Source organism: Vibrio sp. Scap24, from assembly GCF_013394185.1.
Lineage (GTDB): Bacteria > Pseudomonadota > Gammaproteobacteria > Enterobacterales > Vibrionaceae > Vibrio > Vibrio pomeroyi.
This window is the reverse complement of the sequence record NZ_CP041332.1, coordinates 107,282-131,301: the sequence shown is the minus strand read 5'-3', so window position 1 is coordinate 131,301 and position 24,020 is coordinate 107,282. Positions and strand designations below refer to the sequence as shown.

The window sequence follows — 24,020 nt, the reverse complement described above, 5'->3', positions numbered from 1 at the left end:
TAAAAAAGGGCCGAAAGGCCCTTTTTTATTATCTAGTGATTTAAAGCTTTATCGTCTACAGTACCTTACAAGCAAAACCTTTTAGGTAGAAACCTTCTGGGTAGGCTGTGTCTGTTAGGTGGTCGGCAGCTTGTTCGAATCGTTCTACGAATTTAACAGTTCGGCCTGCGTCTAATGCTGCATCGGCGATGATCTTTTGGAACAAATCTGTGCCCATTAAGCCAGAGCAAGAGTAGGTGAGTAGGGTGCCGCCTGGTTTCAGGATTTGCATTGCAAGCATGTTAACGTCTTTATAGCCGTTTGCGCCTGAAGTTAGGTTGTTCTTGCTTGAAACAAACTTCGGTGGGTCCATGATCACAACGTCAAACTTAGTGCCTTGGTCGCGGTATTCACGAAGCAGTTTGAAAACGTCAGCATTTAAGAATACAGCGCGTTTTTTAGAGATATCAAACTCGTTAAGCTCAGCGTTCAACTTCGCTGTATCAAGAGCAAGTTGAGATACATCAGCGTTAATCACACGCTTAGCATCGCCTTTCAGCGCGTAAAGGCCAAAACCACCTGTATATGAGAAACAGTTAAGAACATCTTTGTTTTTAACGTATTTCATCGATTCTTTACGGCTATCACGTTGATCCATGTAGAAGCCCGTTTTGTGGCCTTCCATAATGTTCACGCTGATTTTTACACCATTCTCTTCAATCACGATTGACTTAGGTGGCTCTTCACCATGAAGTACACCGACAACTTGTTCTAGGCCTTCTTTTTTACGAACTGCTACGTCTGAACGTTCATAAATGTTGCAGTCTGGGAAGCACTCGATTAGAGCTTCAACCAATACGCTTTTGTTATATTCAGCGCCTGCACTTAGCAGTTGGCAAACTAGAAAGTCTTGATACTTATCGATAGTGATGCCAGGCAAGCCATCAGATTCTGCAGCGGTTAGACGGTAACCAGTTAGGCCGTCACGTTCGATGATGTCTTCACGTAAAGACTGTGCATCTTGAATTCGTTTTACGAAGAACGCCTTGTTGATTTCTTCTTTTTCAAATGTCCAAACACGAGCTCGAATTTGAGAAGCTGGAGAGTAAGCTGCTTTTGCAAGCCACTGACCATTTTGAGCATATACGTCTACAGTTTCACCTTGTTGTGGCTCGCCTTCGACCCTATCGATACCGCGTGAAAATACCCAAGGGTGTTTGCGGCGTAGTGATTTATCTCGGCCTTTAGCTAGATGAATTGAAGGAGTCATAATTTACTCTGTTTGTTGAATTTGAAGGAGGGGTATTGTCGGGGAAGTACAGGTGAAAAGCAAATAAGAAAGGGCTGCAGAAGCAGCCCTAGTAACGATATTTCAAGGATTAAGCCTTTAGGCCGGTTAATAAGCCTTCCATTGTGTCGCTTTGCTTACGAAGCTGATCAACGTTGGCATTACTCTTACTGATCATTTCACAGATGCTGTCTGATTGATGACGAATCTCTTCGACACTCTGTGCGATGTTGTCAGCAACAACACCTTGTTCTTCAGCTGCGGTTGCTATCTGAGTACTACTGTCTGAAATCGATTGATTCTTTTCAGCCAGAGAGCCGATTTCAACGTTAACTTCAGACATTAATGTTTGTCCTTCGTTTGCGTTGTTAACCGTCACTTCCATCAGTTTTGTTAGCGATTGGCTGTTACGTTGTAATGATTCAATCATGCTTTGGATTTCAACCGTTGCTTGCTGTGTTCTTCCTGCAAGAGCACGAACCTCATCTGCAACGACAGCAAAACCGCGTCCTTGTTCACCAGCACGAGCTGCTTCAATAGCGGCGTTGAGAGCAAGCAGGTTAGTCTGTTCTGAAATACCATTGATGGTTGTGACTACTTCATCGATCTGTGCCGCATTCGCATCAAGCTCTTCTACCGCCTGTGAGGCTGATTGAATCTCTTGAGATAGGCTCGAGATAGATTGCAGAGTATTCGAAACCTTCACTTGGCCACTTTGAGCAACACCACGAGCATCCATCGTTTGAGAGCTAGAATCGTGTGCAAGGGTGGCCACTTCACGAATGGTTGCTGCCATCTGTTCGGTAGCACTTGCTAGGCTATTTAGGTGCTCTTGTTGATTACCTGAAATGTCTGAACTTTGCTGTGTTGATTGGTTCAAGTCCGAACTGATTTGCTGCATAAGTGCCACAGATTCTTGTATAGAAAGAACCATGTTTTGTTCACGCTCGGCTACCTTATCGATAGTGATGGCAATTTCACTGAATTCATCACGAACTAAGAAGTAGTTCATACGACAAGTTAAGTCACCATTCGCAAGCGTGTTCAGTGCTTTGTTCATTGAGAACATGGCACCGCCAATGAAGGTCATGATGTAGTAAACCCCCAATGCGATCAGAGTTAGTGTTACTGCGATGATAGAAACTTGAGTTGTAGATAGTGCAGACCAAAGGTTTTGATCGTGGTTTGCCACTAAACTAAACGCGCCATTCATGACTGAAACAGAACCCGCGCCATAGCCTAAAGAGATGCTATCAGAATTACTAACGAGTTGAGCAACTTGTTCTTTCGTAAGTTGACCCGCCTCAATAAGCCCTTTCATCAGAAGCATTTCTTCTTGATAAAGGTGAGCCAGTAATGAATCCGCTGCACTATCTAAAACGAGCGTTAATATAACCAGAGCGAGAAGAGGTAATAAGAAGAGTAGATAGAACTTTTCTTGGATTTTTAGGTGAATGAGATATTTATCAATCCAACGAAATGGGATTTCTTTCATAATCGTTATACTCGAAGTAAGTCCACCAATAAGCGGTGAATGAATAGAAGCATAACTATATCATTCATATAATTTATGAGGCAACGTTATGGAAAGTTCCCAATTTATTTTTGTCGTGTCAGGCGTAGTTCAGTGTGTTGGTTTTCGTTATCACACCAGCAGACAAGCGCAAGCTTTGAGTATTTCAGGGTACGCTAAGAACCTAAATGATGGCCGAGTTGAAGTATTAGCGGTCGGAGAAGCTGGGCAAATCGATAAGCTATACGAATGGCTAAAAATCGGCCCTAAGAGTGCGGTAGTTGATGGTGTAGTCAAACATCAAGTCGGAGAGAAAGAACGACAAAAGGTGCGTGTTGGGGAGTTTAAAATACTGTAGCTCACTTACTACAGTATTTATATTCAGGAATGATCTAAAGCCGGTTAGTCTTTACAAGCATTTCGCTGGTTTAGGTAGGCCTGCAAGTTTGGTCGCTTGTTTTGCAGGGCCTTTCTTGAATAGCTTGAATAGGTATTTACTGTTGCCTTTTTCTGGGCCGTGAGCCTTTTCCATCGCTTTAACTAGCATACGAACTGCTGGAGAGGTGTTGAACTCTTCGTAAAAGCTCCTTACAAAATGTACGACTTCTAAGTGCGCATCTGTAAGTTCAATAGCTTCATCTTGAGCAAGAATTTCAATCATACCTTCTTCCCATTGTGTGTAGTCCAATAGGTAGCCTTGAGCATCGGTTTCGATTTGCTTGCCGTTATATTCAAACATGTTTAATCCAGAATCCAGTTAACTATCCAGATAGGGTACATGACCAAGTTTACTTTTCTCAACAGATTTATAGCTTTCTCAAGAAATATTGCAGCTATCTAAAGAATTCTGATGCTGATAGATATAAAAAAGCCCAAGAGCTAGGCTCTTGGGCTAGATATTCTTCAGTTATGGGAGTGATTAGTCGTCGCTACCCATGATGCCTAGAATGCTTAGTAGGCTGATGAAGATGTTGTAGATTGATACGTACAAGCTGATCGTTGCTGAGATGTAGTTAGTTTCACCGCCACGAATGATGTTTTGCGTTGTAAGCAAGATAACACCAGTCGAGAACAGGATGAACATACCGCTCATTGCCAATGATAGTAGAGGCATTTGTAAGAAGATATTTGCAACCATACCTACAAGCAGTACAACAAAACCAGCTAATAGCATGCCGTTAAGGAATGACAGGTCACGCTTAGTAGTAAGAGCGTAAGCTGAAGCCCCCATAAATGCCAATGCAGTACCGCCAAGTGCAGTTAGGATGACATCACCCATGCCTGCGCCAACGTACATATTTAGGATTGGACCAATGGTGTAGCCTAAGAAACCTGTAAATAGGAATGTGAAGACTAAACCCATGCTGTTGTCACGGTTCTTCTCAGTTAAGAAAAGTAGGCCGTAAAAGCCAACTAGCATGATGATAAGACCAGGGCGTGGAAGGTTCATCGCCATAGATACGCCTGCTACAACAGCAGACCAAAGTAGTGTCATAGACAGTAGAGCGTAGGTATTACGCAACACTTTATTGGTTTGCAGAGCACTTTCTTGAGATGCTGTGCGTGAAAACATAGGGCTGTTCATAATCTTCCTCGTAAGGTGACTTCAATAGTTATTAGTACATTTATGGGGGTGAAAGTTCGAAAAATCAAGTCTTTCATTCCTCTTGTATACGTAAAATAATAATCAAAATAGTCGGTTAAGTGTTTCTGAAGGTGTAACAAAGTATTTCTTTAGGCTGTAATTAAGTATAGCTAAGATACGATGGTCAACCTTTGGTCGATCTATTCAGTTACTTAAAACTTTAAAAACTATCTATAACTTTGAAAAATAAAGAGGCGACCTAAGCCGCCTCTGTAGTTTATGCATCATAACACATTAATGGTGTAAGATTTGGCTTAAGAAGTTCTGCGTTCTGTCCGACTGTGGATTTTCAAAGAAGTCGACAGGGTTGTTCTCTTCGATGATTTCGCCAGCGTCCATGAAGATAACGCGATCCGCGACCTCTTTAGCAAAGCCCATTTCGTGCGTCACACACAACATGGTCATGCCTTCTTCTGCAAGCTCTACCATTACATCTAACACCTCACGAACCATTTCTGGATCGAGTGCCGATGTTGGCTCATCAAACAGCATCACTTGAGGGTTCATACATAAAGAACGGGCGATAGCTACACGTTGTTGCTGACCACCTGAAAGCTGACCTGGGAATTTATCCGCTTGCTCAGGGATTTTTACACGCTCTAAGTATTTCATCGCAATCGCTTCAGCTTCTTCCTTCGGCATCTTTTTGACCCAAATAGGGGCCAGAGTACAGTTTTCTAATACCGTAAGATGTGGGAACAGGTTGAAGTGCTGGAAACACATACCTACATCTCTGCGCACCGCTTCAATGTTCTTTAGGTCTTCTGTCAGTTCATTACCCGAAACGAAGATATGACCTTTCTGGTGCTCTTCTAATCGGTTGATACAACGGATCATCGTTGACTTTCCTGAGCCAGAAGGGCCACAGATAACGATTTTCTCGCCTTTCTTAACTTCTAGGTTGATGTTCTTAAGCACGTGGAACTCACCGTACCACTTGTTCATGTCTTTAAGTTCAATCATCAACTCTTGCGATTCTGGGTTTAGTTGTTGCGTCATAATACGTCCTTGATCTTATTAACTATCGTTTGTGACCGGTGTGAAGTCTATTTTCTAGCCATATCGAGTACCTCGACATGCCAAAACAGAACACCCAGAACACTAACGCGACAAATACATAACTTTCTGTAGCGAAGCCTAACCACTCAGGGTCGGTATTCGCTGCTTGGCCAATACCCAACACATCAAACATACCGATGATAAGTACCAGACTGGTGTCTTTAAATAGGCCAATGAATGTGTTCACGATTGATGGAATAGTGATTTTCAATGCTTGAGGAAGAATAATCAGTCCCATCTTTTTCCAATAGGTTAGACCCAGTGCATCTGCTGCTTCGTATTGACCTTTAGGGATCGCTTGTAGACCGCCACGAATAACCTCTGCCATATAAGCTGCACTAAACAACACCACACCAACAAGAGCACGGATCAGCTTATCGGTCTCAGAACCTGCGGCTAAGAATAGAGGCAACATTACCGAAGCCATGAACAGCACGGTAATAAGAGGTACGCCACGCCAGATCTCGATGTACACAGTACAGATACTGCGAATGATAGGCATCTCCGAACGACGTCCAAGGGCAAGTGCAACACCGATAGGAAGCGAAACCACAATACCAACTAATGCGATGATCAGTGTAACCAGTAGGCCGCCCCATTTGTGGGTATCGACAACTTCTAGTCCAAATACACCACCGTATAACAAACCAGCGATTAGAAATGGGTAGATGTTTACGAAGAACAACCAAATCCACGTACGCTTAGGTGTTTTTTCATAAGCCAATAAAGCGACAAAAAAGGCTAACGTTGCGTAGAAAAGGCGAGGGCGCCACAGTTCAGCTTCAGGATAGAAACCGTACATGAATTGGTCCCAACGAACACTGATGAATACCCAGCACGCGCCGTCACTCGTACATGCATCACGAGTTGTGCCGACCCAGTCTGCATTTAAGAATGCCCAGTCAAAGGTTGCCCAAAGTAATGAGAATGCGATGTAACCTAAAACCAGTGTCACTACACTGTTAATAGGGCCGTTAAAGAGATTTTTCCTTAACCAGCCAACCATACCAACCGTGTTAGCGGGAGGCGGAAGATCAGGTTGAAATTGATGTGTGCTCATATTATCTCTCCACCAATGCGACTTTACGGTTATAGATATTCATTAACGCGGAGGTCAATAAGCTTAGTGTTAGGTATACGCCCATGGTCATCGCAATGATTTCTATCGCTTGACCGGTTTGGTTAAGCGTTGTACCTGCGAATACAGAAACTAGGTCAGGGTAACCAATCGCCATTGCTAGCGAAGAGTTCTTGGTTAAGTTTAAGTATTGACTGGTAAGCGGTGGAATGATGATACGTAAAGCTTGTGGGATGATAACCAGTTTCAATGTGCGAGAACGTGGTAGCCCCAAAGACATAGCAGCTTCTGTTTGACCATGGTTCACCGCATTAATACCCGAACGAACGATCTCTGCAATGAAAGATGCCGTATAGATACTGAGAGCTAACACAAGGGCTGCAAGCTCAGGGATGATGCTGATGCCGCCTTTAAAGTTAAATCCTTTCAGTGCAGGGTATTCAGCCGAAATAGGCATTCCCATCACAAAATAAACAACCAGAGGTAAACCAACGATTAGGCTAGCTGCGATGCGAAACATCGGGGTCTGTTGCCCAGTCAGTTTCTGTTTGTTGTTAGCCCAAATATTGATGATCACAGTAGCGATAATACCGATGATCAGTGCTGCAATAACAAAGCTGCTTCCTTGTTCTAAAACAGGTGCAGGGAAATATAAGCCACGAACATTTAGAAAGATGGCTTCACCCAGGCTTAGACTTTGTCGAGCTGATGGTAGAGCTTGAAGAACGGCAAAATACCAAAAGAAAATTTGAAGTAGTAGAGGGATATTTCGGAAGATTTCAATGTAAACCGCTGCACATCGGCTAACTAACCAGTTAGAAGATAAACGAGCGATACCCATACTGAAGCCAAGAACGGTGGCTAAAATAATACCTAGCACTGAAACTAGGGCAGTGTTTAATAAGCCGACAACGAACGTTCGACCATAAGAGAAGGTTTCGTCATATTCGACGAGAGTTAATCCGATACCAAAACCGGCTTCTTGACTTAGAAAATCAAAACCAGTGGCGATACCTCGGGCATCAAGGTTGGTAAGGGCATTATTTACGATGGTGTAGAAGAAAGCGCCGAGTGCTCCGATGGCGATGATCTGAAAAACAACAGATCGGAAAGTCGGGTTGTATAATAGGTTGGCACTTTTTGCTTCAGGCTTTTCCTGGGAAGGAGTAAGAGTGTTGTTAGGTTTCATACTGCAATAACCTCAAATCCATTTAACAGTTAGGGCGGAAAAACCGCCCTAAATCGTGTTACTCAAATATTCATTTTCAGTTTGTTGCTACCACACGAGATGTGCGTGATAGCAACGGTTACGAACAAGTAATCACGTAGGTGCTATTAACGGATTGGTGGAGCGTACATAAAGCCCCCCGCATTCCATAATGCATTTACGCCACGAGAGATTTGAAGTGGAGAACCTGTACCAACGGTACGCTCAAAACTCTCACCGTAGTTACCAACTTGCTTAATTACTTGGTAACCCCAGTCGTCACGAATGCCAAGGCCTTTACCTTTAGGACCGTCTACACCAAGGATACGCTTGATGTTTGGATCTTTTGACTTAAGCATTTCGTCTGCATTTTTAGAAGAGATGCCGTATTCTTCCGCGTTAATCATTGCAGAAAGTGTCCACTTAGCAACGTTAAACCATTTGTCATCATCTTGACGAACAACAGGGCCTAGTGGCTCTTTAGAGATGATTTCAGGAAGTACTTGTGCAGATTTCGGGTCAGCTAGGTTTAGGCGAAGTGCGTATAGACCAGATTGGTCTGTTGTTAGCACGTCACAACGACCTGCGTCGAAACCTTTAGAAGTTTGTGCTGCCGTATCAAATACCACTGGCTTGTAAGACATGCCGTTGTTACGGAAGTAATCGGCTAGGTTAAGCTCAGTCGTTGTACCTGATTGAACACATACAGAAGCGCCATCAAGTTCTAGAGCACTTGTAAGACCTAGATCTTTCTTAACCATGAAGCCTTGACCATCGTAGTAGTTAACGCCTACGAAGTTCAGACCTAAAGCGGTGTCACGATGTAATGTCCATGTTGTGTTACGAGATAGTACGTCGATTTCACCAGATTGAAGCGCAGTAAAACGCTCTTTTGCTGTTAGAGGTACATACTTAACTTTGGTCTTGTCACCGAGTACAGCCGCTGCAAGAGCTTGACAATACTCAACATCAATTCCTTCCCATTCACCTTTTGAGTTAGGGTTAGAGAACCCTGGAAGACCTGTACTTACACCACAAGTTAAGAAGCCTTGAGATGTGACTTTGTCCAGAGTGCTTTCTGCCGCTGATGCCGATGTTGCCATCATCGCAGTTGATGCAGCTACTACTGAAGCAAGAAGTGTTAGTTTATTTGTCATTTGTATCCTTCCTTGTTAACCAGGTGACACCTGATACTCGTGCTCGTTTGAGTTTTTCTATATGTGTTGCGTTTTCTATGACCTTGTTGCCCAAATCAAACGAGTTGCATTTTGCAAATGAAACTGTGTGCGATTTAAACAACTGTTTATAAGGTTAGGAAAGGATCCGTAGTTTCACAAATGTATAATTTAAAAAGAATTTTGAATGAAATCACAAATCCGAACACATTTAGAATGACCAAATGTTAACTGAATGTAAATAGTGCAAGGGTTCACACTGTTGGTGCAACAAGATTTAGATTTTTATATTGATAATCGGCTAGATAAATATTCTGAATGAATCTCACACTGGTGAAACATTCGCCTTAAAAAAGATTGAAATTTGGTCAATAAATATTTTTATTACACTTGGATAGTTATGAATATGCTCCAAATTTGGTAGCATGGCTGAATAGTTATTGAAGTCGTCTCAAGGAAGAACATGCGTTATTTCCCAATGTTTTTGGATGTAGAGAATAAGCCAATTCTGGTGGTTGGTGGGGGCGAGGTTGCTTGCCGTAAAGTCGACAGCTTGTTACGAGCTGGAGCGAATGTGACTTTGGTTTCTCCCAAGGTAGCGCCTTACCTAAAGCAGCTTGTTGATGAGAATAAACTTCACTGGGTTCAGAACTTTTATTCGTCGCAGATCATATCGAAAGATTACTTGCAGGTTTGGGCTACAACAGACAATCCTAGCCTGAACCATCAAGTGTATAATGATGCGAAAAAACTGGGTATTTTAGTCAATGTAGTTGATGATTTACCTTACTGCGATTTCATCACGCCTTCGATGATAAATCGCGGAAGAATTCAAATTGCGATCTCTAGCGGCGGTGCTTCACCTGTTTTAGTACGAAATATTAGAGAAAAACTCGAAACAGTACTGCCACAAAATATAGGTTTGATTGCAGACTTCGGTGCATCAAAACGCAATTCAATCAAAGAGTCATTCCCAACCGTCGACGAGCGTCGTAAGTTCTGGGAGCGTTTCTTGTCATCTAGTTTTATTGAGCAGATAACAGACCGAGAGCAGTTAGAGTCTTACTATCAACAAGCGCTGACGCAAGGCATTGATAGTGAAGGGCAGGTGACTTGGATTGAGTTCGAGCAAGATATAGAGCTCTTACCAATGAAAGCTTTACGTCTAATGCAGGAAGCGGAACTGGTTCTCGCGCCGAGTGATTGCCCGTTTGAGTTTGTAGACTTGTGTCGCCGTGATGCGGAAAGAGAAAACTATGCGAATAGTGGAGAGCTGTCTACTAAGCTCGAACAAGCAAGAGCTGAAAGCTTACGTGTCTGTGTGTTTATTCCACCAGCGAGTGTCGAATTCAACTTATTGGTAGGCAAAGACCTGAAGCTGTCTTCTGCCAAGGTGTTGAGTTAAAAGGTAGGTCAGTTAGCTGTCTTCATACTGGCGTCTAACACGCAATAACAACGCCTAGATAAATAAAAAGCCACTTCCGATAAAGAAGTGGCTTTTTGCTATTCTAAATGCCGCATTAAACTGATTAGTGAGCAGCGAACAAGAGCCGCTGCGCATAGCCAGATTAATTAGTCGCGGAAGTTATCAAACTGGAAAGGTTGACCAAGTTCACCGTTACGAACCAGTGCCATAACCGCTTGTAGGTCATCACGCTTCTTACCTGTAACTCGAACTTTTTCGCCTTGGATAGCCGCTTGAACCTTAACTTTGTTGTCTTTGATTAGCTTAACGATTTTCTTAGCAACATCGGTTTCGATGCCTTGCTTGAAGATAACCGTTTGGTGCCAAGTGCGACCTGTTTGGTCTGCAGCCTTCGCTTCCATTGCGTTAGGATCAACATTACGCTTTGTTAGGTTGCTACGAAGGATATCGCGCATTTGCTTCAGTTGGAAATCGTCTTGAGCAGTCAGTTTTACCGACTCATCTTTGTAGTCGAAGCTTGCATCAACGCCGCGGAAATCGAAACGAGTCGATAGTTCACGGTTAGCATTGTCTACAGCGTTGCGTAGTTCTACTGATTCTACTTCAGAGATAATGTCAAATGATGGCATTGTGTTATGTCCTTAAGCTAAGTTTCTATCTTTAATTGCAGTTGCAAGCATGTCTAGCATAGTTGCAGTATCTTCCCAGCTTAGGCATGGATCAGTAATTGACTTGCCGTATTCTAGGTTGTTGATGTCAGTCATTGGCTGGTTGCCTTCTTTAATGAAGCTTTCTGCCATGATGCCTGCAATTTGATTCTTGTTAGATTTGATTTGGTCACAAATGTCTTGTGCAACTTCTAACTGCTTACGGTGTTGTTTCTGACAGTTAGCGTGGCTAAAGTCTACAACCAAACGTTGAGGCAGGTCGAATTCAGCCAATTGCTTACATGCGATATCTACTGATTCAGCGTCGAAGTTAGGACCCTTATCACCACCACGTAGAATAACGTGACCGTATGGGTTACCAGAAGTACGGTAAACCGTCATGCGGCCGTTCTTGTCTGGAGAGTAGAAGTAGTGTGAAGCATGCGCAGCACGAATCGCATCGATAGCGATCTTGATGTTGCCGTTAGTCGCGTTTTTGAAGCCGACTGGGCAAGAAAGAGCAGAAGCCATTTCACGGTGAATCTGAGATTCTGTGGTACGAGCACCAATTGCGCCCCAAGTGATAAGGTCTGCAATGTACTGACCTGTGATCATATCAAGGAATTCAGTCGCTGTTGCTAGGCCAAGCTTGTTGATGTCTAGCAGAAGCTTACGCGCTTTGTTCAAGCCCGTTTCAAGTGCGTATGAACCATCAAGGTTTGGATCGGTAATCAGACCTTTCCAACCTACAACCGTACGAGGTTTCTCGAAGTAGGTTCTCATTACCACGAACAATTCGTCTTTGTATTGCTCTTGAATCTGGCTTAAGCGCTCAGCGTAATCAAGTGCCGCTTCTGTGTCATGAACAGAGCAAGGGCCAACGATAACTAATAGGCGGTTATCACGACCAGTTAGGATATCTTCGATTTGGCGGCGAGAATTTGCAATACGCTCAGCAACGTCGTCAGTAATAGGGTGTGCATTGCCTAATTCGGCAGGAGTTGGCATAGGACCCAGTGCTTGGGTTCTCAACTCATCAGTTTTTAATGGCATGTGATAGCTTTTTTATTCTATTGCGAAGTGGTTAAGATAACGGAATTGAACAGAGGAATAAACTCTCTTGAGTCAAAGTTATCTCAGTTATTGCTAATATTCTTATTTTTATCAGCAGGCCAGCGTCAAATAAGGGATTTTCACTTGTATTAACAGGCAGCTATCGGTATTTTCGTTTGAACACAACATAAAAATGCTGGAGCAGCAATGACTCAAGAAAATCAAAGCACTTTGCACCCAGAACTTGTCTTAGGTGATGTGCTGCCTTCTTATAACGATAATAATAATTCTACCCACTTGTACGTATCTCTGTCTGAATTGGTTATGGACCGCGTATTCTACCATCCATCGATTGAAGACCATTTAGATACACTTTCTGATATTGAGAAAACCTCTTTAGATGCCATCCTTGGTGGTAAGAGTGTCGAAGAACATTTTGTATCAACCTTGGTTGTAGCGATTCAAGCTGCAGTCCTACCGAATCATACCTCAGTACGCATCGCGTTGAGCAGTGCTGATAGCTACAGCTTCCGTTCGCTGTTAGGCGGCAACTGCGAAGTTGAGGAAGTGAACCCGGCACTGGGCGTTCGTGGCGTTGCTCGCTATGCGACACCAGAATACAGCAAGGCCTTCGCTTTAGAGTGCCAGGTGATTAAGGCATTACGCGAGCAAGGCATCAACGTTGAAGTGGTTGTGCCTTACGTTCGTGCGTTAAGCGACGCTGCGAAGATCATCGACTTGCTAGCAGAGCAAGGTTTACCACGCGGTCTTAATGGCCTGAAAGTGTTGTTCTCGTGTGATGTGCCGTCTGCAGTGTTACTGAGTGAACGTCTACTGCATTACTTTGATGGTGTCGTTGTGAATGTCGACAGCCTAGCGTCTTTCACTCTTGGCGTAGACAAACAAAATGACGCGCAGCAACATGCTTTCGACCCGCAAAACGAAGCGGTAATTACTTTACTTGATATGGTTGTTAAAGCGACCCTGCATGCGAAGAAGCCAGTATTGTTAGTAACGCAAGGTTTAGTCGATTACCCACGTCTACAAGGTTACATTGCTGACCTTGAAGGCGTTGAAACGGTCGTGACTGCTTAAATCGATTAGCTTGCCTGATAAGCTGACTTAAAGCGCTAATGCTTTGAGAATGAAAGAGATATCATTGTGCGATGATATCTCTTTTTTGTAACATTTTTTTGACATTCTTATCGCTAGTCGATTAACTGGTCTGATGACTAACTTGGCTAGGTAATTCGAATGTTGACCCCTCTACAAAAAGCAAATTTCTACTTAAGCATGTTTGGCTTTTTCAAAGTCCCACTCATCTGGTTGTGTCGACCAAAACTGCTCGCGTTGGACAACCAACATGTTGAAGTCAAAATTCCGCTTAAAAGGCGTACCAAGAATCACCTTAACAGTATGTACTTTGGCGTTTTGGCTGTGGGTGCGGATGTCGCCGGTGGCTTTCTTGCGATGAGTAAGTCACAACAGCAAGGTGAAAAGATCTCGTTGGCTTTTAAAGAGGTGACGGGTAACTTTTTGAAGCGCCCTGAAGGTGATGTGCATTTCACTTGTAACGACGGTGAGCTGATCAACACAATGCTGGCAGAAACCATGTCGACCGGAGAACGAGTCAATCAACCTGTCACCATTATCGCGACATGCCCATCTTTACATGGTAACGAGCCGATGGCCGAGTTCACGCTAACGCTTTCAATTAAGAAAGTGCCATCTAGAAAATAGCGATTAAACAATAGATTTTGGTTTCGAAGTCATGGGTAACGTTGAAGAGTCGAAACAACGGTATGTGAATGGTTGCCACATACCGTCATAGAGAACTTATATAATAGTTTTATGACTCTTGAGTGATTTGCTCAATATCAACGATTTTTGAACGGTTCATAACGATCTTCCAACGGTAGTAGGTTGGTTCGTTATCATGGTTATTCTCTTTAATGATTAAGTTGAGAAGATGACGCTTTTCTACTGATTCGCGGCTAACTTGCCCTTCATTCAAACGGTAGATCTTGTTCGAGCCCTTATCCATCAATCGTGTCAGCGCTCTCAGGCTGATCGATAACGTTTCACGAGTCTCTTCATAACCACTCATAAAAGTCGATGTCGACATCTCAGTATGAGAGCGGTAATGCAAGATTTGCTCTTCACGTTGTACTACACGCTTCTTACGGATCGACTGAATGCGATCTGCAAGCTTTGAAAAGTTTGCGTAGTCTAACCATTCCAGTTTATGGCCAACTGACTTATTGGTCGTTGGGTCATAGTAACGACGCTTCCATTTTGGCTTGCCTTTACGCAGCCAGCGCCAAAGGATGTCTCTCAAGTCATCTTTAAAGATCTCACGCAACGCATAGATGAAAGACATCGCCACGATGAAAGAGGCGGTAATCTCACCAAGAAAGTCACGAGCTAAGATCACGGTAGTGGTCACGACAACCATCACCAAACCGGTCGCAATGCCTTTCACGGCACGCTTAACGTTCTTACCCATCGATGTTGTCTTTTCTTTAAGCACGATAGGGTGTTCAATTAAACGACGTAGCAAGCGCATCTTGTTACTCAGGCGGGTAACGTCTTCTCGAACTCTCGCTGAGTTGTAGCGGTTCAGTTTACGGTGCGCGGTCTCTTTATCACAAAGCGTTAAGAGCCGTTCTTTAATCGTTGAATACTCACTGCCACGTGGCATGTGTGAAACCAGCGATAAGAACTTTTGCTCGGTGTACCAAGATAGGTAGTTATCGATATTAGCGTAGTAGCGCTTGAGGTTTTCTTCGTAAGGGATGCTTCGGCGTAGCTTCTTCAAGATATCTAAAGCCAGTTCGATGACTTCATCTACTTCATCAGCCGTTACGTCGTCACTATCGTTCTTATTCAAGCTGCTTACGGCTTTGTCCAATGCGATAACATATTGATAAGCGAACAAACTCAAACTTACACGGTATTGTGTAATGGACAGTCGGCCACGTTTAGCTAAACGGCTGTGCACCAAAGGCAGCAGTGTTTTATCACTATAATAAGCACGTTTTTGAGTGATCGAGCTGTAGAAAAATGCGCTTTCAGAAAGGACTTCAGGAGTCAATCCAAGTTCACCGGGAATGAATAGATAAACGTCCATGTCGAGCTTTTTTGTTTTAGCCATGGCATGGTTAATTTTAAGTGTTATCGCATCTTGTTTATCAACGGTGATCAACGATGGCTCCTAGAATGTAAAAATATGAATGAAACTAGCGAAAGCATATCAGAGATCACGTATAATCTCCGCCAAATTTAAAGTAGAGACAATCTTGATGATTAATATTGGTCAAATAAACAACTTAGAAGTAGTAAAACAAGCAGACTTCGGTGTATTCCTTGACGCTAGCGACTATGGAACCGTGTTGCTGCCGAAACGATTTACTCCTGAAGGTGTTGAAATTGGTCAAAAGTTAGATGTTTTCTTATACATTGATTCTGACAACCAGATCGCTGCAACGACTGAAAAACCGATTGCTCAAGTAGGGCAGTTTGGTTTGATGACCGTTGAAGGTGTAAACAGCACTGGTGCATTCATGAGTTGGGGCGTGAAAGGCAAAGACCTACTGGTTCCTTTCAGCGAGCAACGTGGCCGCTTAAACGAAGGTCAGTCAATCTTAGTATATGTATATATTGATAAAGCATCTAGCCGCATTGTAGGTACAACAAAGTTCAACAAGTGGTTAGACAACACGCCTGCGACTTATAAGCAAAACGAGCAAGTGGATCTTATCATCGCTGAACGTAGCCAATTGGGTTACAAAGCAATCGTGAATGGTGAGCACTGGGGTATGATTTTCCCATCTGACATCATCGGTAAGCTGTTCATCGGTAAAACACTGAAAGGCTACATTAAAAATGTTCGTGAAGAAGACGGTAAGATTGACCTGTCTCTTCAGAAGATTGGTGTGGCTAAGATGGATGATCTAAGCACTAAGATTCTAGATTTGCTTGAAAAGAAAGGTGGCTTCTTGCCATTGAACGACAAGTCTTCACCGGATGCGATTTTCTCTGCATTCAGAACCAGTAAAGGTACGTTCAAAAAGACCATTGGTGGTTTGTACAAGTCTGGCAAAATCTCGATCGACAAAGAAGGCATTCGCTTAACTAAATAAGCGAGTCTGTCGGTCAAAAAGAAGCCCAAACCTTCCTGTTTGGGCTTAGGGGAAAGGGCTCCGAAGAGCCTACGCTAATCGTTTTAATTGTTTATCTAATAGACTGAAGTCTAGTTTAATTTATCTGATATGCGATTTTTGATAACACAAATAGTGACTTGAATTGATGTTTTTATAATTAAGCGTTGATTCATCAACCTTTTTATTTGCGTTGACTGAGTTAGTCTCCCCAAAAAACAGATTGAATAGAAAAAGCCCCAACAACCTGCGTTGTTTGGGCTTTTTGTTTATTCGTCTGTATAGCTCTGTTCAGGGATAGAGTATGTGCTAGAAGCTAGAAGCTAGAAGCTAGAACAGGTTCTTATCGCGCACTAGCTCACGTGGTAAACCGTTCTTAACTCGGTTGCCAACCCATTTACCAAGGCCAATGATCGCATCGTTGTATTTAACCAGTACTTCGCCTTTACCTGATAGACCTTCAGGGCGAACATCTCGTCCCATGAACCATTCACGCGCATCTTCGATAGTCAGTTCAACAACGTTGTTTTCGTTGCCTGTCGCGAGTGTAGTCGCCACTTGGTGTTGCCAGCGGTAGCCCTTTTTATGGGTTTCTGCGATCTTGATGCCCATACGAGAGAAACGGAACTCACCAATCATCGGCTCTAACGCTTCAGGGAATAGCCATACATCTTTGTCGCGAGTCCATACTTGAGTATCGCTTGGTAATTCGATATCTAACGCACTTGAAAGTTGTTCAGCCACTTCTTGTTGCGCTTTCTTTGAAGCTTTCTCGAATGGGAATTTACCTAAGCGCTTTTTCACTTCTGGCGGAGTCACCGATGCTAGCTTACGAATACGCGCAACGAAGAAGCCTTCAGAGTCATAAACCTGAGGGAATATGTGTAGAAAGCCTTCTTCTGTTGTTGTCGCTTTTGCGTCTTCAAACAGTGATTCAAGAGATTCGAATTCAACCGCGTCACCAAAGGTTTCTTTTAGGTGATGACACACTTGTTGGTTCTCTTCCGTGCTTAACGTACACGTTGAGTAAACCAGAACTCCGTTAGGCTTAAGAGCGTGGAATGCACTCTCGATTAGATCTTTTTGGGTGTCTGCAATGTCGACTACTGACTGATAAGTCCAGTTCTTCATTGCGTCGGCGTCTTTACGAATTGTGCCTTCGCCAGAGCAGGGTGCGTCTAACAACACAGCATCGAATTGTTCTGGTAGCCATCCACCGAATACACGACCATCAAAGTTACTCAGTGCAGCATTACGCACACCACAACGTTCGATGTTGGCGTGAAGTACTTTTACTCGGCTCGCTGCGTATTCATTTGCAACCAACACGCCACGGTTATTCATGAGTGCTGCGATCTGTGTGGTTTTAGAACCCGGAGCGGCAGCCGTATCTAGCACTGCTTGGTAATTTTCTTCACCTTGGAATAGTGCAGAAGGTGGCATCATTGAACTGGCTTCTTGGATGTAGAATAGGCCAGACATGTGCTCTGCAGTGTTTCCTAAAGGCGCTTCACTTTCGTCTGCTGTAATCCAAAAGCCTGTTTCACACCAAGGCACAGGCTCCAGTTCCCAGCCTTTATCGTTTGCACGCACGAGGAAGTCTTCAACACTGATCTTCAGTGTGTTTACTCGAATACTTTTACGAAGTGGCTTTTGACAAGAAGCGACAAACGAAGCCATGTCTAGATGGCTTGGCATGATGCCTTCAATGTGAGTTAGGAATTCTTCTGGGATATATACGTTAGCGTGCAAAAGGGTATCTCGATTTATAGCATTAATGCGCGCAGTTTAAAGCAAAATGAGATTGTCCTAAACCAAATTTGCTTGAAACAATAAAAATGCAGCCTTAATGGCTGCATTTTAGAAGTGAATCTTTGGTTATCTGCTCAGAAAACAGAAGCCAATGGCTAGTTGCTTTAAGTGCTTTAAGTGCCTAAGTATTTAAGTACCTGGGCGTCTAAGGGCGAGGGATTGCGGTTCTCCACGATTTCCACTCGTCTTCAGCTTTAGGATATAAGTAGAAAGACTGATCTTCTTTTGCCAACGGTTGCAGTTCATCGGTTGGTGGTGTTGAGAAGGTAATGCCACCACGAATTAGGCTATCGACAGTACCTGCTTTAATGTTCGCGCCAGACAAGCCTATAGACACATCAACACCAGACACATTCCAGAACACGCTGTTTGAGCGAATCAGGTAAGCGAACTCTGGCTTTATCTGAATGGTAGAGATAATACGGTCTGCAAACTCGCCAAGCTGTACATCAATCACAGAGCCAATCTCTAACTCTCGGAACAGCACTGGTGTGCCTTCTGACACTGAACCGCGACTTTCACTTTGTAGGGTGAATATCTTGCCTTCAGGTTGTACCGGACCGCTGCTCAACTTGAATGCCGTGGTTTTACTTCCGTCCCCCGGTTCAACTTTAATGTGCTTAGAAATTAGCGATGAAACATTCTTAATCCCGTTCAAACCAATTTCTGGTTCGGCTACCCAGAAGTGGCTATCCGCGACGGCAATTTTCTCAACATATTCCGGCAGGATACGAGCCGTGATTTCGATACCACCCTTGGTAAAGATCGGAATAACCAAAGTGACTTCACCCACTGTCACACCTTGGTATTTGATCGGCATGCCTTTGCTGACTTCTTGGTCGCCAGAAGAGGTGATAGTGATCGCACGACCGAATTTACGAGCTGATTTCGAATCGTTATAAAGCTTCCACACATCGCCCAGTTTGTTGTCGATACCCGGCAGTGAATCAAACGCGATACCACCTTGAATCAGTGTTTTGACAGGTGCCGCTTTGATGCTGATTCCCGATAACGACGCATCCACTTCAACACCTGAACGGTTCCAGAAAACTGTGTGCTTATTGATTAAGTGCGTGTAGCGGTTTTCAATCGTAACTTTAATTCTCACGCCACCATCAGCCAGTTGGAAATCTGAAATGCTACCCACTTGAAGGTTACGGTAGAGTAGTGGACTGCCTTTAGAGATCGAAGGTAATTCACTTGCAAACAACGACAGCGTTTTAGAACCTGATTGGTTGAACTTCGCTATCTCAGCCAGTGATTTACTTTGGAACAGTTGGTAATTACCTCTTGCTTGATCTTTGCCTTCACTTACAAAGCTAATCGAGCCTGTTAGAAGCTGTTTAGCCGGTGGAACGGTCACACTCAAACCTGACTCGGTTAACTCAGCGGTTGCGCTGCCAGTAACGAAGAAACGGTTGTTACTTTTGATAAGGTGCGCGTATTCGTTGTCGATCAACGCATCCATGAAGACTTCGTGTTTGTCGCTGCCCGTACCTACACCGTCTACCAAGCCCACTTTGATGATAGAGCCGACCGCAATACCTTTGTAAAGCAGTTGGGTACCGACATCCAAGCCGAATGAATTGTTTGAAGTTAGACGAATTGCTACAGACTTTTCTTGCTCTTGGCTGTATTCGGTTTGACGAATCGCAGTAAAGCGGCGTGCTTTTTCACCTTCACCAGGTACTAATGTTAAGAAGTTACCTGTGACCAAGTTGGCGATGTTCTTCATGCCCGTCAGCGATAGCTCTGCTTCTTCAAGAACGAATTTACTGCCACTGTTTAAGAAGTCACTGAATGCAGGTTGAATTGCCGCTGAAGCAACCACGTGCTCACGACCTTCGCTTAACGATAAATCGGTAATTTGACCGATTTCGATACCGCGATACATGATTGGAGCGCCCGTCGCACTGATCTTATTGTCATCAGGAACCGCAATCTTAATTGAAATACCACGACCTGCGGTTTTCAGATCAGGGTAGAGCTTGAATTTGGTGTTCATTTCTACCGGCTGACCGTCTCCTGGCGAGTCTACAGCGATAGAACCACCTAATAGGGCGCTGAGACTTTCTAAGCGAACATCAACACCTGAAAACCCAATACTTGCCCCTAAGCCACTCACATTCCAAAAACGGCTTTGGTCGGTGATGATGTGGCTGTATTCGTCTTTAATTGCTGCTTGGATCGTCACTGACTTACCGTTTTCGTTAAGCTGGTAGTTATAGACTTCACCAATTGGGATTTTGCGATAAACGATTTGAGAGCCAACCGACACGCCACCTAGGTCTTTGGTCGTCAGTGAGATATTCAGACCTTCAGAAGCGAGTAAGTCAGAAGGGGATGATTCCAAGGCTTGGAAAACCGTTTCTGGTTCTTGTTTCGTTTCACTAGGGTGAATGGCAATGTAGTTACCCGAAACCAACGCGTCTAAACCAGAGATGCCCGACAAGCTTGCTGTCGGTTTAACCAACCAGAAGCGTGTACCTTTCGAAAGCAGCTTTTTAGCTTCAGGGTAGATATCAGCATCAACGTAAATATTGGACAGGTCTTTGGACAGCGTGATGTCACGAACCATACCTACCTCTAAACCTTGGTAGCGAATGGTGGTGCGTCCTGCGATTAACCCTGCCGCATCCGAGAAGTAAATCTGCACACGTTGCCCAGCATCGTGAACCGACTTCATTACCAACCAACCGGCGAGAGCGACGGTAAGTATTGGCAGAATCCACAAAGGTGAGATGCCTTTGTTTTTCCTAACTTCTGGTGAATATGACGTTTGTGATTGGTTATTGTTGTTCATTCACTGACTCATCTTTAGAGGTATAGTTATCCCAAATTAGCCTAGGATCTAAGCTTTCCGCGGCCAGCATCGTCAGAACAACAACAACGCCAAAAGCGACTGCACCATAACCTGGTGTGAAGTTTAAAATTTGTCCACGGTCGACCAATGTCATCATGATCGAAATAACGAACAGATCCATCACAGACCATTTTCCTACCCATTTCACGATGAAATAGACGGTCATTCGTTGTCTGTGGTAGAGCGCTCGCTTCATCTGGATACAAATCAAGATGTAAGCAAGCCCAAGGATTTTGGCTACTGGGACGACAATACTCGCCACGAAGATGATTATCGCAATACCATACATATCGCTGTTAATCAGAGACGCAACACCGGAGATAATTGTATCTTCGAGCCTTTGTCCGTTAGTAATAAGAATAGAAATAGGAATAACGTTGGCTGGCACAATGGCTACTGACGCGGCAAACAACAATGCCCATGTCTTTTGAATCGAGTATGGCTTGCGGTGATAGAGGTCGTGATGACAACGAACGCAACTATCGCCTTCTGGTTGAGATAGGTGACAGTTATGACAATGAACGTTCTTGGTTTCGGCAAACACGTAATCAGATTCTTTAGCCCACGCTTCCCAATAACGCCTTACACTAATGCGGCTAACTAATAGCACGCTAAATAGTTGTAGCAGAATGAGTCCAATCAAACCGGGACCAACAAAGATGTCTGAATAGTCTTGTAGCTTAAAGCACGAGATAGCAACGCTCACTAAGAATACATCCAACATCATCCAATGCTTCAGAGTTTGAATAATGGCTAACGAATAGCGAAACGGCGTAAAGAGTCCGAAGCGAAGTGATAGGTGGCTTATAAGTACAGAACTACAAACCAGCAAAGGTGCGATGGAACTACAGAATAAGATCAACAAGCCAAGTAGCGGGAAGCCTTCACCCATTAAGGTAAAGACACCAGATGGCAGTGTTGCAGGTATCATCACCCCAATTAGGCGGATGCTAATGAAATCGAAAAAGTGAGAAGGGATAAAGAGCAACAAACAAGTGACGGCGATTGCGAGGTTCCCAGACAGGCTAGGGGTGCCGCCTCTGTAAAGCTGAGTGCCACATCTTGGGCAATAAGCGGATTTCCCTAAGGGGATGTCCATTTTATCAACGGCGAGTTCGCAGCCCTGACAAAGGCGTACTGAGCTGCTATCGCATTGATGCTTAGTTGATAAAGGGTTGGTAACAGATGGGGAGGTCACGCGACCTCCCAAGTTGAAATGTTAGTCAGGCTTGATGCCCGACTTAAAGACTCAGAACCACAAACATCAGGCGTGCGATTGCACACTGCCGTAGAGTGTTTGATAAAGTCCTTGTTGTTCAACCAATTCACCATGTGTTCCCGTCTGTGTGACTTGCCCATCTTCTAAAACATAGATTAGATCGGCTTGTTTCACCGCTGATAATCGATGAGCCACTATCAAAGTTGTGCGATCTTTCAAAAACTCGCTTAGAGCTTTATGCAGTGCCGACTCTGTGGCTGTATCCAGTGCGGAGGTCGCTTCGTCAAGAATAACAAACTTAGGATTGCTCAGCACCATGCGGGCTATTGCTAGACGTTGTCGTTGACCGCCAGACAGCCGAACCCCGTTCCTACCAATTTGTGTATCCAAGCCATTACTCAGTTGCTTAATAACATCTTGCATTTGAGAGACTTCAAGCGCACGCCATAGCGACATTTCATCGTATTCAGCGCCAAGGGTCAGATTATGCCTCAATGTGTCGTTAAAGAGTATAGGTTGTTGTAAAACAACGGCAATTTCATTACGGATAATATCAAAGCTGATGTCATCAGTTTTTTCGCCGTTATAGCGTATACAACCTGAATCGGCTTGATAAACCCCAATCAGCAATTGGATTAATGTCGATTTACCGCCACCACTTGCACCCACCAGAGCGACCTTTTTCCCAGCAGGGATGTGCAGCGATAGGCTATTTAAAACAGTGTTTTCTAATGTGTAAGAGAATGTAACGTTTTCGATGTCTACCGTCACTTCTTGGTTTTCATTGAAAGGGTTCACCTTACTTACTGGGCGATGCTCTTCTTCTAACTTCAGAAGATCATTGATTCGTTGTAGTGCCGCCTTCGCGCTATACCAAGAGAATTGAATCCCTAGCAGCTCTTGAACCGGGCCCAACATAAACCATAAGTAACCGAATACCGCAAAGATCTGACCGATGGTTAAGTCACTGAATAGCACCATTAACATCGCGACTGCGCGGAAAAGTTCAAAGCCTAATAGAAAGAGCAGAAACGAAACACGTCCAGCAGCTTCAGACTGCCATGCGTATTTGTCGGCATCGATTCTTACTTGGTTCGCTTGAACCTTCAATTCATCTAGGAAGATACGCTCTTTGTTGGCCGCACGTAGCTGATAAATACCATCTAAGGTTTCAACTAAGCGATTCTGAAAACGTTCGAAAGATTGGTTCTCGTACTTTTTAAGGTGCTTAACCTTGCTGCCTAGTTTACGAGAGAAATAAATAACAACAGGATTGACCAGTAGAATGAACAGTCCTAAACGCCACTCTAACCATAACAACACGATCGCAGTGCCGAACACAGTTAAGAAGCTGATGAGGAACTTAGAGAGCGTTGAGCCAATGAACTTATCGATTGTCTCTATGTCTGTTATTAGGTGGGCATTGATACCGCCGCTGCCTTTGGTCTCATATTGTCTAATACTAATACGGCCAAGCTTATCTATCATCTTGCTACGCATTTGATAGGTGATTGTTTTGGAGACGAGCGTAAATTGACGCCCTTGTAGAATGTTCAACGCTTGGCTAACGGTACGCATGAGAATGACTAACAGCAAAGTCAGTGCGATATAGCCAGTGGGTGTCTGCAACGATGTTGGAAGTAGGTGGTTCATCATATCTAAGCCAGAAGCCGGCTTATCAAGTAATACTTCATCAACCATTAATGGCATGAGCAACGGGATAGGGACACTGATGAGAGTTGCAAGTATGGCGATAATGTTAGCAAACAGTAATTTGGACTTGTGTTTTTTTACTTGAGTTATTAACCAAGAACGGCTAATAGTGTCTTCTGAATTGTTCATTGTAATGAGAATAAGTCCTATTTAGTTTGATGGCCGCATTCTACTGCGTTCTCT

General features: G+C 43.8%; 20 protein-coding genes. 5 read left to right on the top strand and 15 right to left on the bottom strand.

Translation table 11 applies throughout. The features are described from left to right. Positions 1-55: 55 nt before the first annotated feature. Both FLM53_RS00630 and FLM53_RS00625 read right to left on the bottom strand, forming a co-directional pair. Positions 56-1,249, bottom strand: a complete 1,194-nt coding sequence (locus tag FLM53_RS00630) for a class I SAM-dependent methyltransferase (protein WP_176681127.1) — start codon at positions 1,247-1,249, stop codon at positions 56-58. A 109-nt stretch (positions 1,250-1,358) separates the two neighbouring features. Then, the gene (locus FLM53_RS00625; RefSeq protein ID WP_176681128.1) at positions 1,359-2,762 is read right to left on the bottom strand and encodes a methyl-accepting chemotaxis protein; all 1,404 of its coding nucleotides are present in this window, start codon (positions 2,760-2,762) and stop codon (positions 1,359-1,361) included. Between the two features lie 88 nt (positions 2,763-2,850). Here FLM53_RS00625 and yccX point away from each other — a divergent pair, with 88 nt between their 5' ends. Further along, a complete protein-coding gene (gene yccX / locus FLM53_RS00620; RefSeq protein ID WP_176681129.1) occupies positions 2,851-3,138 on the top strand; it encodes an acylphosphatase in 288 nt (95 codons plus the stop codon). Positions 3,139-3,189: 51 nt separating this feature from the next. Here yccX and FLM53_RS00615 read toward each other — a convergent pair whose 3' ends face one another. The 6 genes from FLM53_RS00615 to FLM53_RS00590 all read right to left on the bottom strand — a co-directional run bounded on the left by FLM53_RS00615 (position 3,190) and on the right by FLM53_RS00590 (position 8,926). After that, complete coding sequence (locus tag FLM53_RS00615) at positions 3,190-3,519, bottom strand: TusE/DsrC/DsvC family sulfur relay protein (protein ID WP_017057205.1); 330 nt, start codon at positions 3,517-3,519, stop codon at positions 3,190-3,192. 180 nt (positions 3,520-3,699) lie between these two features. Continuing rightward, on the bottom strand, positions 3,700-4,365 hold the full coding sequence (locus FLM53_RS00610) for a Bax inhibitor-1/YccA family protein (protein ID WP_017057206.1): 666 nt from the start codon (positions 4,363-4,365) through the stop codon (positions 3,700-3,702). A 294-nt stretch (positions 4,366-4,659) separates the two neighbouring features. Further along, complete coding sequence (locus FLM53_RS00605) at positions 4,660-5,424, bottom strand: amino acid ABC transporter ATP-binding protein (protein ID WP_004742336.1); 765 nt, start codon at positions 5,422-5,424, stop codon at positions 4,660-4,662. A gap of 22 nt (positions 5,425-5,446) precedes the next feature. Beyond that, positions 5,447-6,544 carry an amino acid ABC transporter permease gene (locus FLM53_RS00600; protein WP_176681130.1) on the bottom strand — a complete coding sequence of 366 codons (1,098 nt, stop codon included), beginning with the start codon at positions 6,542-6,544 and terminating at the stop codon, positions 5,447-5,449. A gap of 1 nt (position 6,545) precedes the next feature. Beyond that, positions 6,546-7,751 carry an amino acid ABC transporter permease gene (locus FLM53_RS00595; RefSeq protein WP_176681131.1) on the bottom strand — a complete coding sequence of 402 codons (1,206 nt, stop codon included), beginning with the start codon at positions 7,749-7,751 and terminating at the stop codon, positions 6,546-6,548. A 146-nt stretch (positions 7,752-7,897) separates the two neighbouring features. After that, positions 7,898-8,926, bottom strand: coding sequence for an amino acid ABC transporter substrate-binding protein (locus tag FLM53_RS00590; RefSeq protein ID WP_017630037.1), 1,029 nt, complete (start codon positions 8,924-8,926; stop codon positions 7,898-7,900). A 481-nt stretch (positions 8,927-9,407) separates the two neighbouring features. Here FLM53_RS00590 and FLM53_RS00585 point away from each other — a divergent pair, with 481 nt between their 5' ends. Next, positions 9,408-10,349, top strand: coding sequence for a bifunctional precorrin-2 dehydrogenase/sirohydrochlorin ferrochelatase (locus FLM53_RS00585; RefSeq protein ID WP_176681132.1), 942 nt, complete (start codon positions 9,408-9,410; stop codon positions 10,347-10,349). A gap of 167 nt (positions 10,350-10,516) precedes the next feature. Here the strand turns inward: FLM53_RS00585 and FLM53_RS00580 are convergent, their stop codons facing one another. Both FLM53_RS00580 and FLM53_RS00575 read right to left on the bottom strand, forming a co-directional pair. Next, on the bottom strand, positions 10,517-10,999 hold the full coding sequence (locus FLM53_RS00580) for a YajQ family cyclic di-GMP-binding protein (RefSeq protein WP_017630035.1): 483 nt from the start codon (positions 10,997-10,999) through the stop codon (positions 10,517-10,519). A 12-nt stretch (positions 11,000-11,011) separates the two neighbouring features. Then, positions 11,012-12,070, bottom strand: coding sequence for a 3-deoxy-7-phosphoheptulonate synthase (locus FLM53_RS00575; RefSeq protein ID WP_176681133.1), 1,059 nt, complete (start codon positions 12,068-12,070; stop codon positions 11,012-11,014). Positions 12,071-12,277: 207 nt separating this feature from the next. Between FLM53_RS00575 and FLM53_RS00570 the strand changes: the two genes are divergently transcribed. Both FLM53_RS00570 and FLM53_RS00565 read left to right on the top strand, forming a co-directional pair. Beyond that, positions 12,278-13,165 carry a putative PEP-binding protein gene (locus FLM53_RS00570; RefSeq protein ID WP_176681134.1) on the top strand — a complete coding sequence of 296 codons (888 nt, stop codon included), beginning with the start codon at positions 12,278-12,280 and terminating at the stop codon, positions 13,163-13,165. Between the two features lie 159 nt (positions 13,166-13,324). Next, positions 13,325-13,810 carry a PaaI family thioesterase gene (locus FLM53_RS00565; protein ID WP_176681135.1) on the top strand — a complete coding sequence of 162 codons (486 nt, stop codon included), beginning with the start codon at positions 13,325-13,327 and terminating at the stop codon, positions 13,808-13,810. Positions 13,811-13,919: 109 nt separating this feature from the next. On the opposite strand, the gene FLM53_RS00560 is transcribed toward FLM53_RS00565, so the two are convergent. Beyond that, the gene (locus FLM53_RS00560) at positions 13,920-15,275 is read right to left on the bottom strand and encodes a hypothetical protein (protein ID WP_176681136.1); all 1,356 of its coding nucleotides are present in this window, start codon (positions 15,273-15,275) and stop codon (positions 13,920-13,922) included. A gap of 28 nt (positions 15,276-15,303) precedes the next feature. Between FLM53_RS00560 and FLM53_RS00555 the strand changes: the two genes are divergently transcribed. Continuing rightward, positions 15,304-16,212, top strand: a complete 909-nt coding sequence (locus tag FLM53_RS00555) for a S1 RNA-binding domain-containing protein (protein WP_080967362.1) — start codon at positions 15,304-15,306, stop codon at positions 16,210-16,212. A 348-nt stretch (positions 16,213-16,560) separates the two neighbouring features. On the opposite strand, the gene rsmF is transcribed toward FLM53_RS00555, so the two are convergent. The 4 genes from rsmF to FLM53_RS00535 all read right to left on the bottom strand — a co-directional run bounded on the left by rsmF (position 16,561) and on the right by FLM53_RS00535 (position 23,966). Continuing rightward, entirely contained in the window at positions 16,561-17,982 is a 1,422-nt protein-coding gene (gene rsmF / locus FLM53_RS00550; protein WP_176681137.1) for a 16S rRNA (cytosine(1407)-C(5))-methyltransferase RsmF, read from the bottom strand. Positions 17,983-18,187: 205 nt separating this feature from the next. Further along, on the bottom strand, positions 18,188-20,845 hold the full coding sequence (locus tag FLM53_RS00545; RefSeq protein ID WP_176681138.1) for an MlaD family protein: 2,658 nt from the start codon (positions 20,843-20,845) through the stop codon (positions 18,188-18,190). After that, positions 20,832-22,115: a paraquat-inducible protein A gene (locus FLM53_RS00540; RefSeq protein ID WP_176681139.1), complete on the bottom strand. Its 1,284-nt coding sequence runs from the start codon at positions 22,113-22,115 to the stop codon at positions 20,832-20,834. Before FLM53_RS00540 ends, FLM53_RS00545 begins: the two co-directional genes overlap by 14 nt. Positions 22,116-22,169: 54 nt before the next feature. Then, complete coding sequence (locus FLM53_RS00535; protein WP_176681140.1) at positions 22,170-23,966, bottom strand: ABC transporter ATP-binding protein; 1,797 nt, start codon at positions 23,964-23,966, stop codon at positions 22,170-22,172. Positions 23,967-24,020 lie beyond the last annotated feature (54 nt).

Excerpts from the sequence above, each read along its gene's own strand:
- FLM53_RS00535 (WP_176681140.1), bottom strand. The coding sequence starts at position 23,966 with ATGAACAATTCAGAAGACACTATTAGCCGTTCTTGGTTAATAACTCAA.
- FLM53_RS00600 (WP_176681130.1), bottom strand. The coding sequence starts at position 6,544 with ATGAGCACACATCAATTTCAACCTGATCTTCCGCCTCCCGCTAACACG.
- FLM53_RS00585 (WP_176681132.1), top strand. The coding sequence starts at position 9,408 with ATGCGTTATTTCCCAATGTTTTTGGATGTAGAGAATAAGCCAATTCTG.
- FLM53_RS00605 (WP_004742336.1), bottom strand. The coding sequence starts at position 5,424 with ATGACGCAACAACTAAACCCAGAATCGCAAGAGTTGATGATTGAACTT.
- FLM53_RS00615 (WP_017057205.1), bottom strand. The coding sequence starts at position 3,519 with ATGTTTGAATATAACGGCAAGCAAATCGAAACCGATGCTCAAGGCTAC.
- FLM53_RS00625 (WP_176681128.1), bottom strand. The coding sequence starts at position 2,762 with ATGAAAGAAATCCCATTTCGTTGGATTGATAAATATCTCATTCACCTA.
- FLM53_RS00630 (WP_176681127.1), bottom strand. The coding sequence starts at position 1,249 with ATGACTCCTTCAATTCATCTAGCTAAAGGCCGAGATAAATCACTACGC.
- FLM53_RS00565 (WP_176681135.1), top strand. The coding sequence starts at position 13,325 with ATGTTGACCCCTCTACAAAAAGCAAATTTCTACTTAAGCATGTTTGGC.
- FLM53_RS00580 (WP_017630035.1), bottom strand. The coding sequence starts at position 10,999 with ATGCCATCATTTGACATTATCTCTGAAGTAGAATCAGTAGAACTACGC.
- FLM53_RS00590 (WP_017630037.1), bottom strand. The coding sequence starts at position 8,926 with ATGACAAATAAACTAACACTTCTTGCTTCAGTAGTAGCTGCATCAACT.
- yccX (WP_176681129.1), top strand. The coding sequence starts at position 2,851 with ATGGAAAGTTCCCAATTTATTTTTGTCGTGTCAGGCGTAGTTCAGTGT.
- FLM53_RS00575 (WP_176681133.1), bottom strand. The coding sequence starts at position 12,070 with ATGCCATTAAAAACTGATGAGTTGAGAACCCAAGCACTGGGTCCTATG.
- FLM53_RS00610 (WP_017057206.1), bottom strand. The coding sequence starts at position 4,365 with ATGAACAGCCCTATGTTTTCACGCACAGCATCTCAAGAAAGTGCTCTG.
- FLM53_RS00555 (WP_080967362.1), top strand. The coding sequence starts at position 15,304 with ATGAAACTAGCGAAAGCATATCAGAGATCACGTATAATCTCCGCCAAA.
- FLM53_RS00595 (WP_176681131.1), bottom strand. The coding sequence starts at position 7,751 with ATGAAACCTAACAACACTCTTACTCCTTCCCAGGAAAAGCCTGAAGCA.
- FLM53_RS00570 (WP_176681134.1), top strand. The coding sequence starts at position 12,278 with ATGACTCAAGAAAATCAAAGCACTTTGCACCCAGAACTTGTCTTAGGT.
- FLM53_RS00545 (WP_176681138.1), bottom strand. The coding sequence starts at position 20,845 with ATGAACAACAATAACCAATCACAAACGTCATATTCACCAGAAGTTAGG.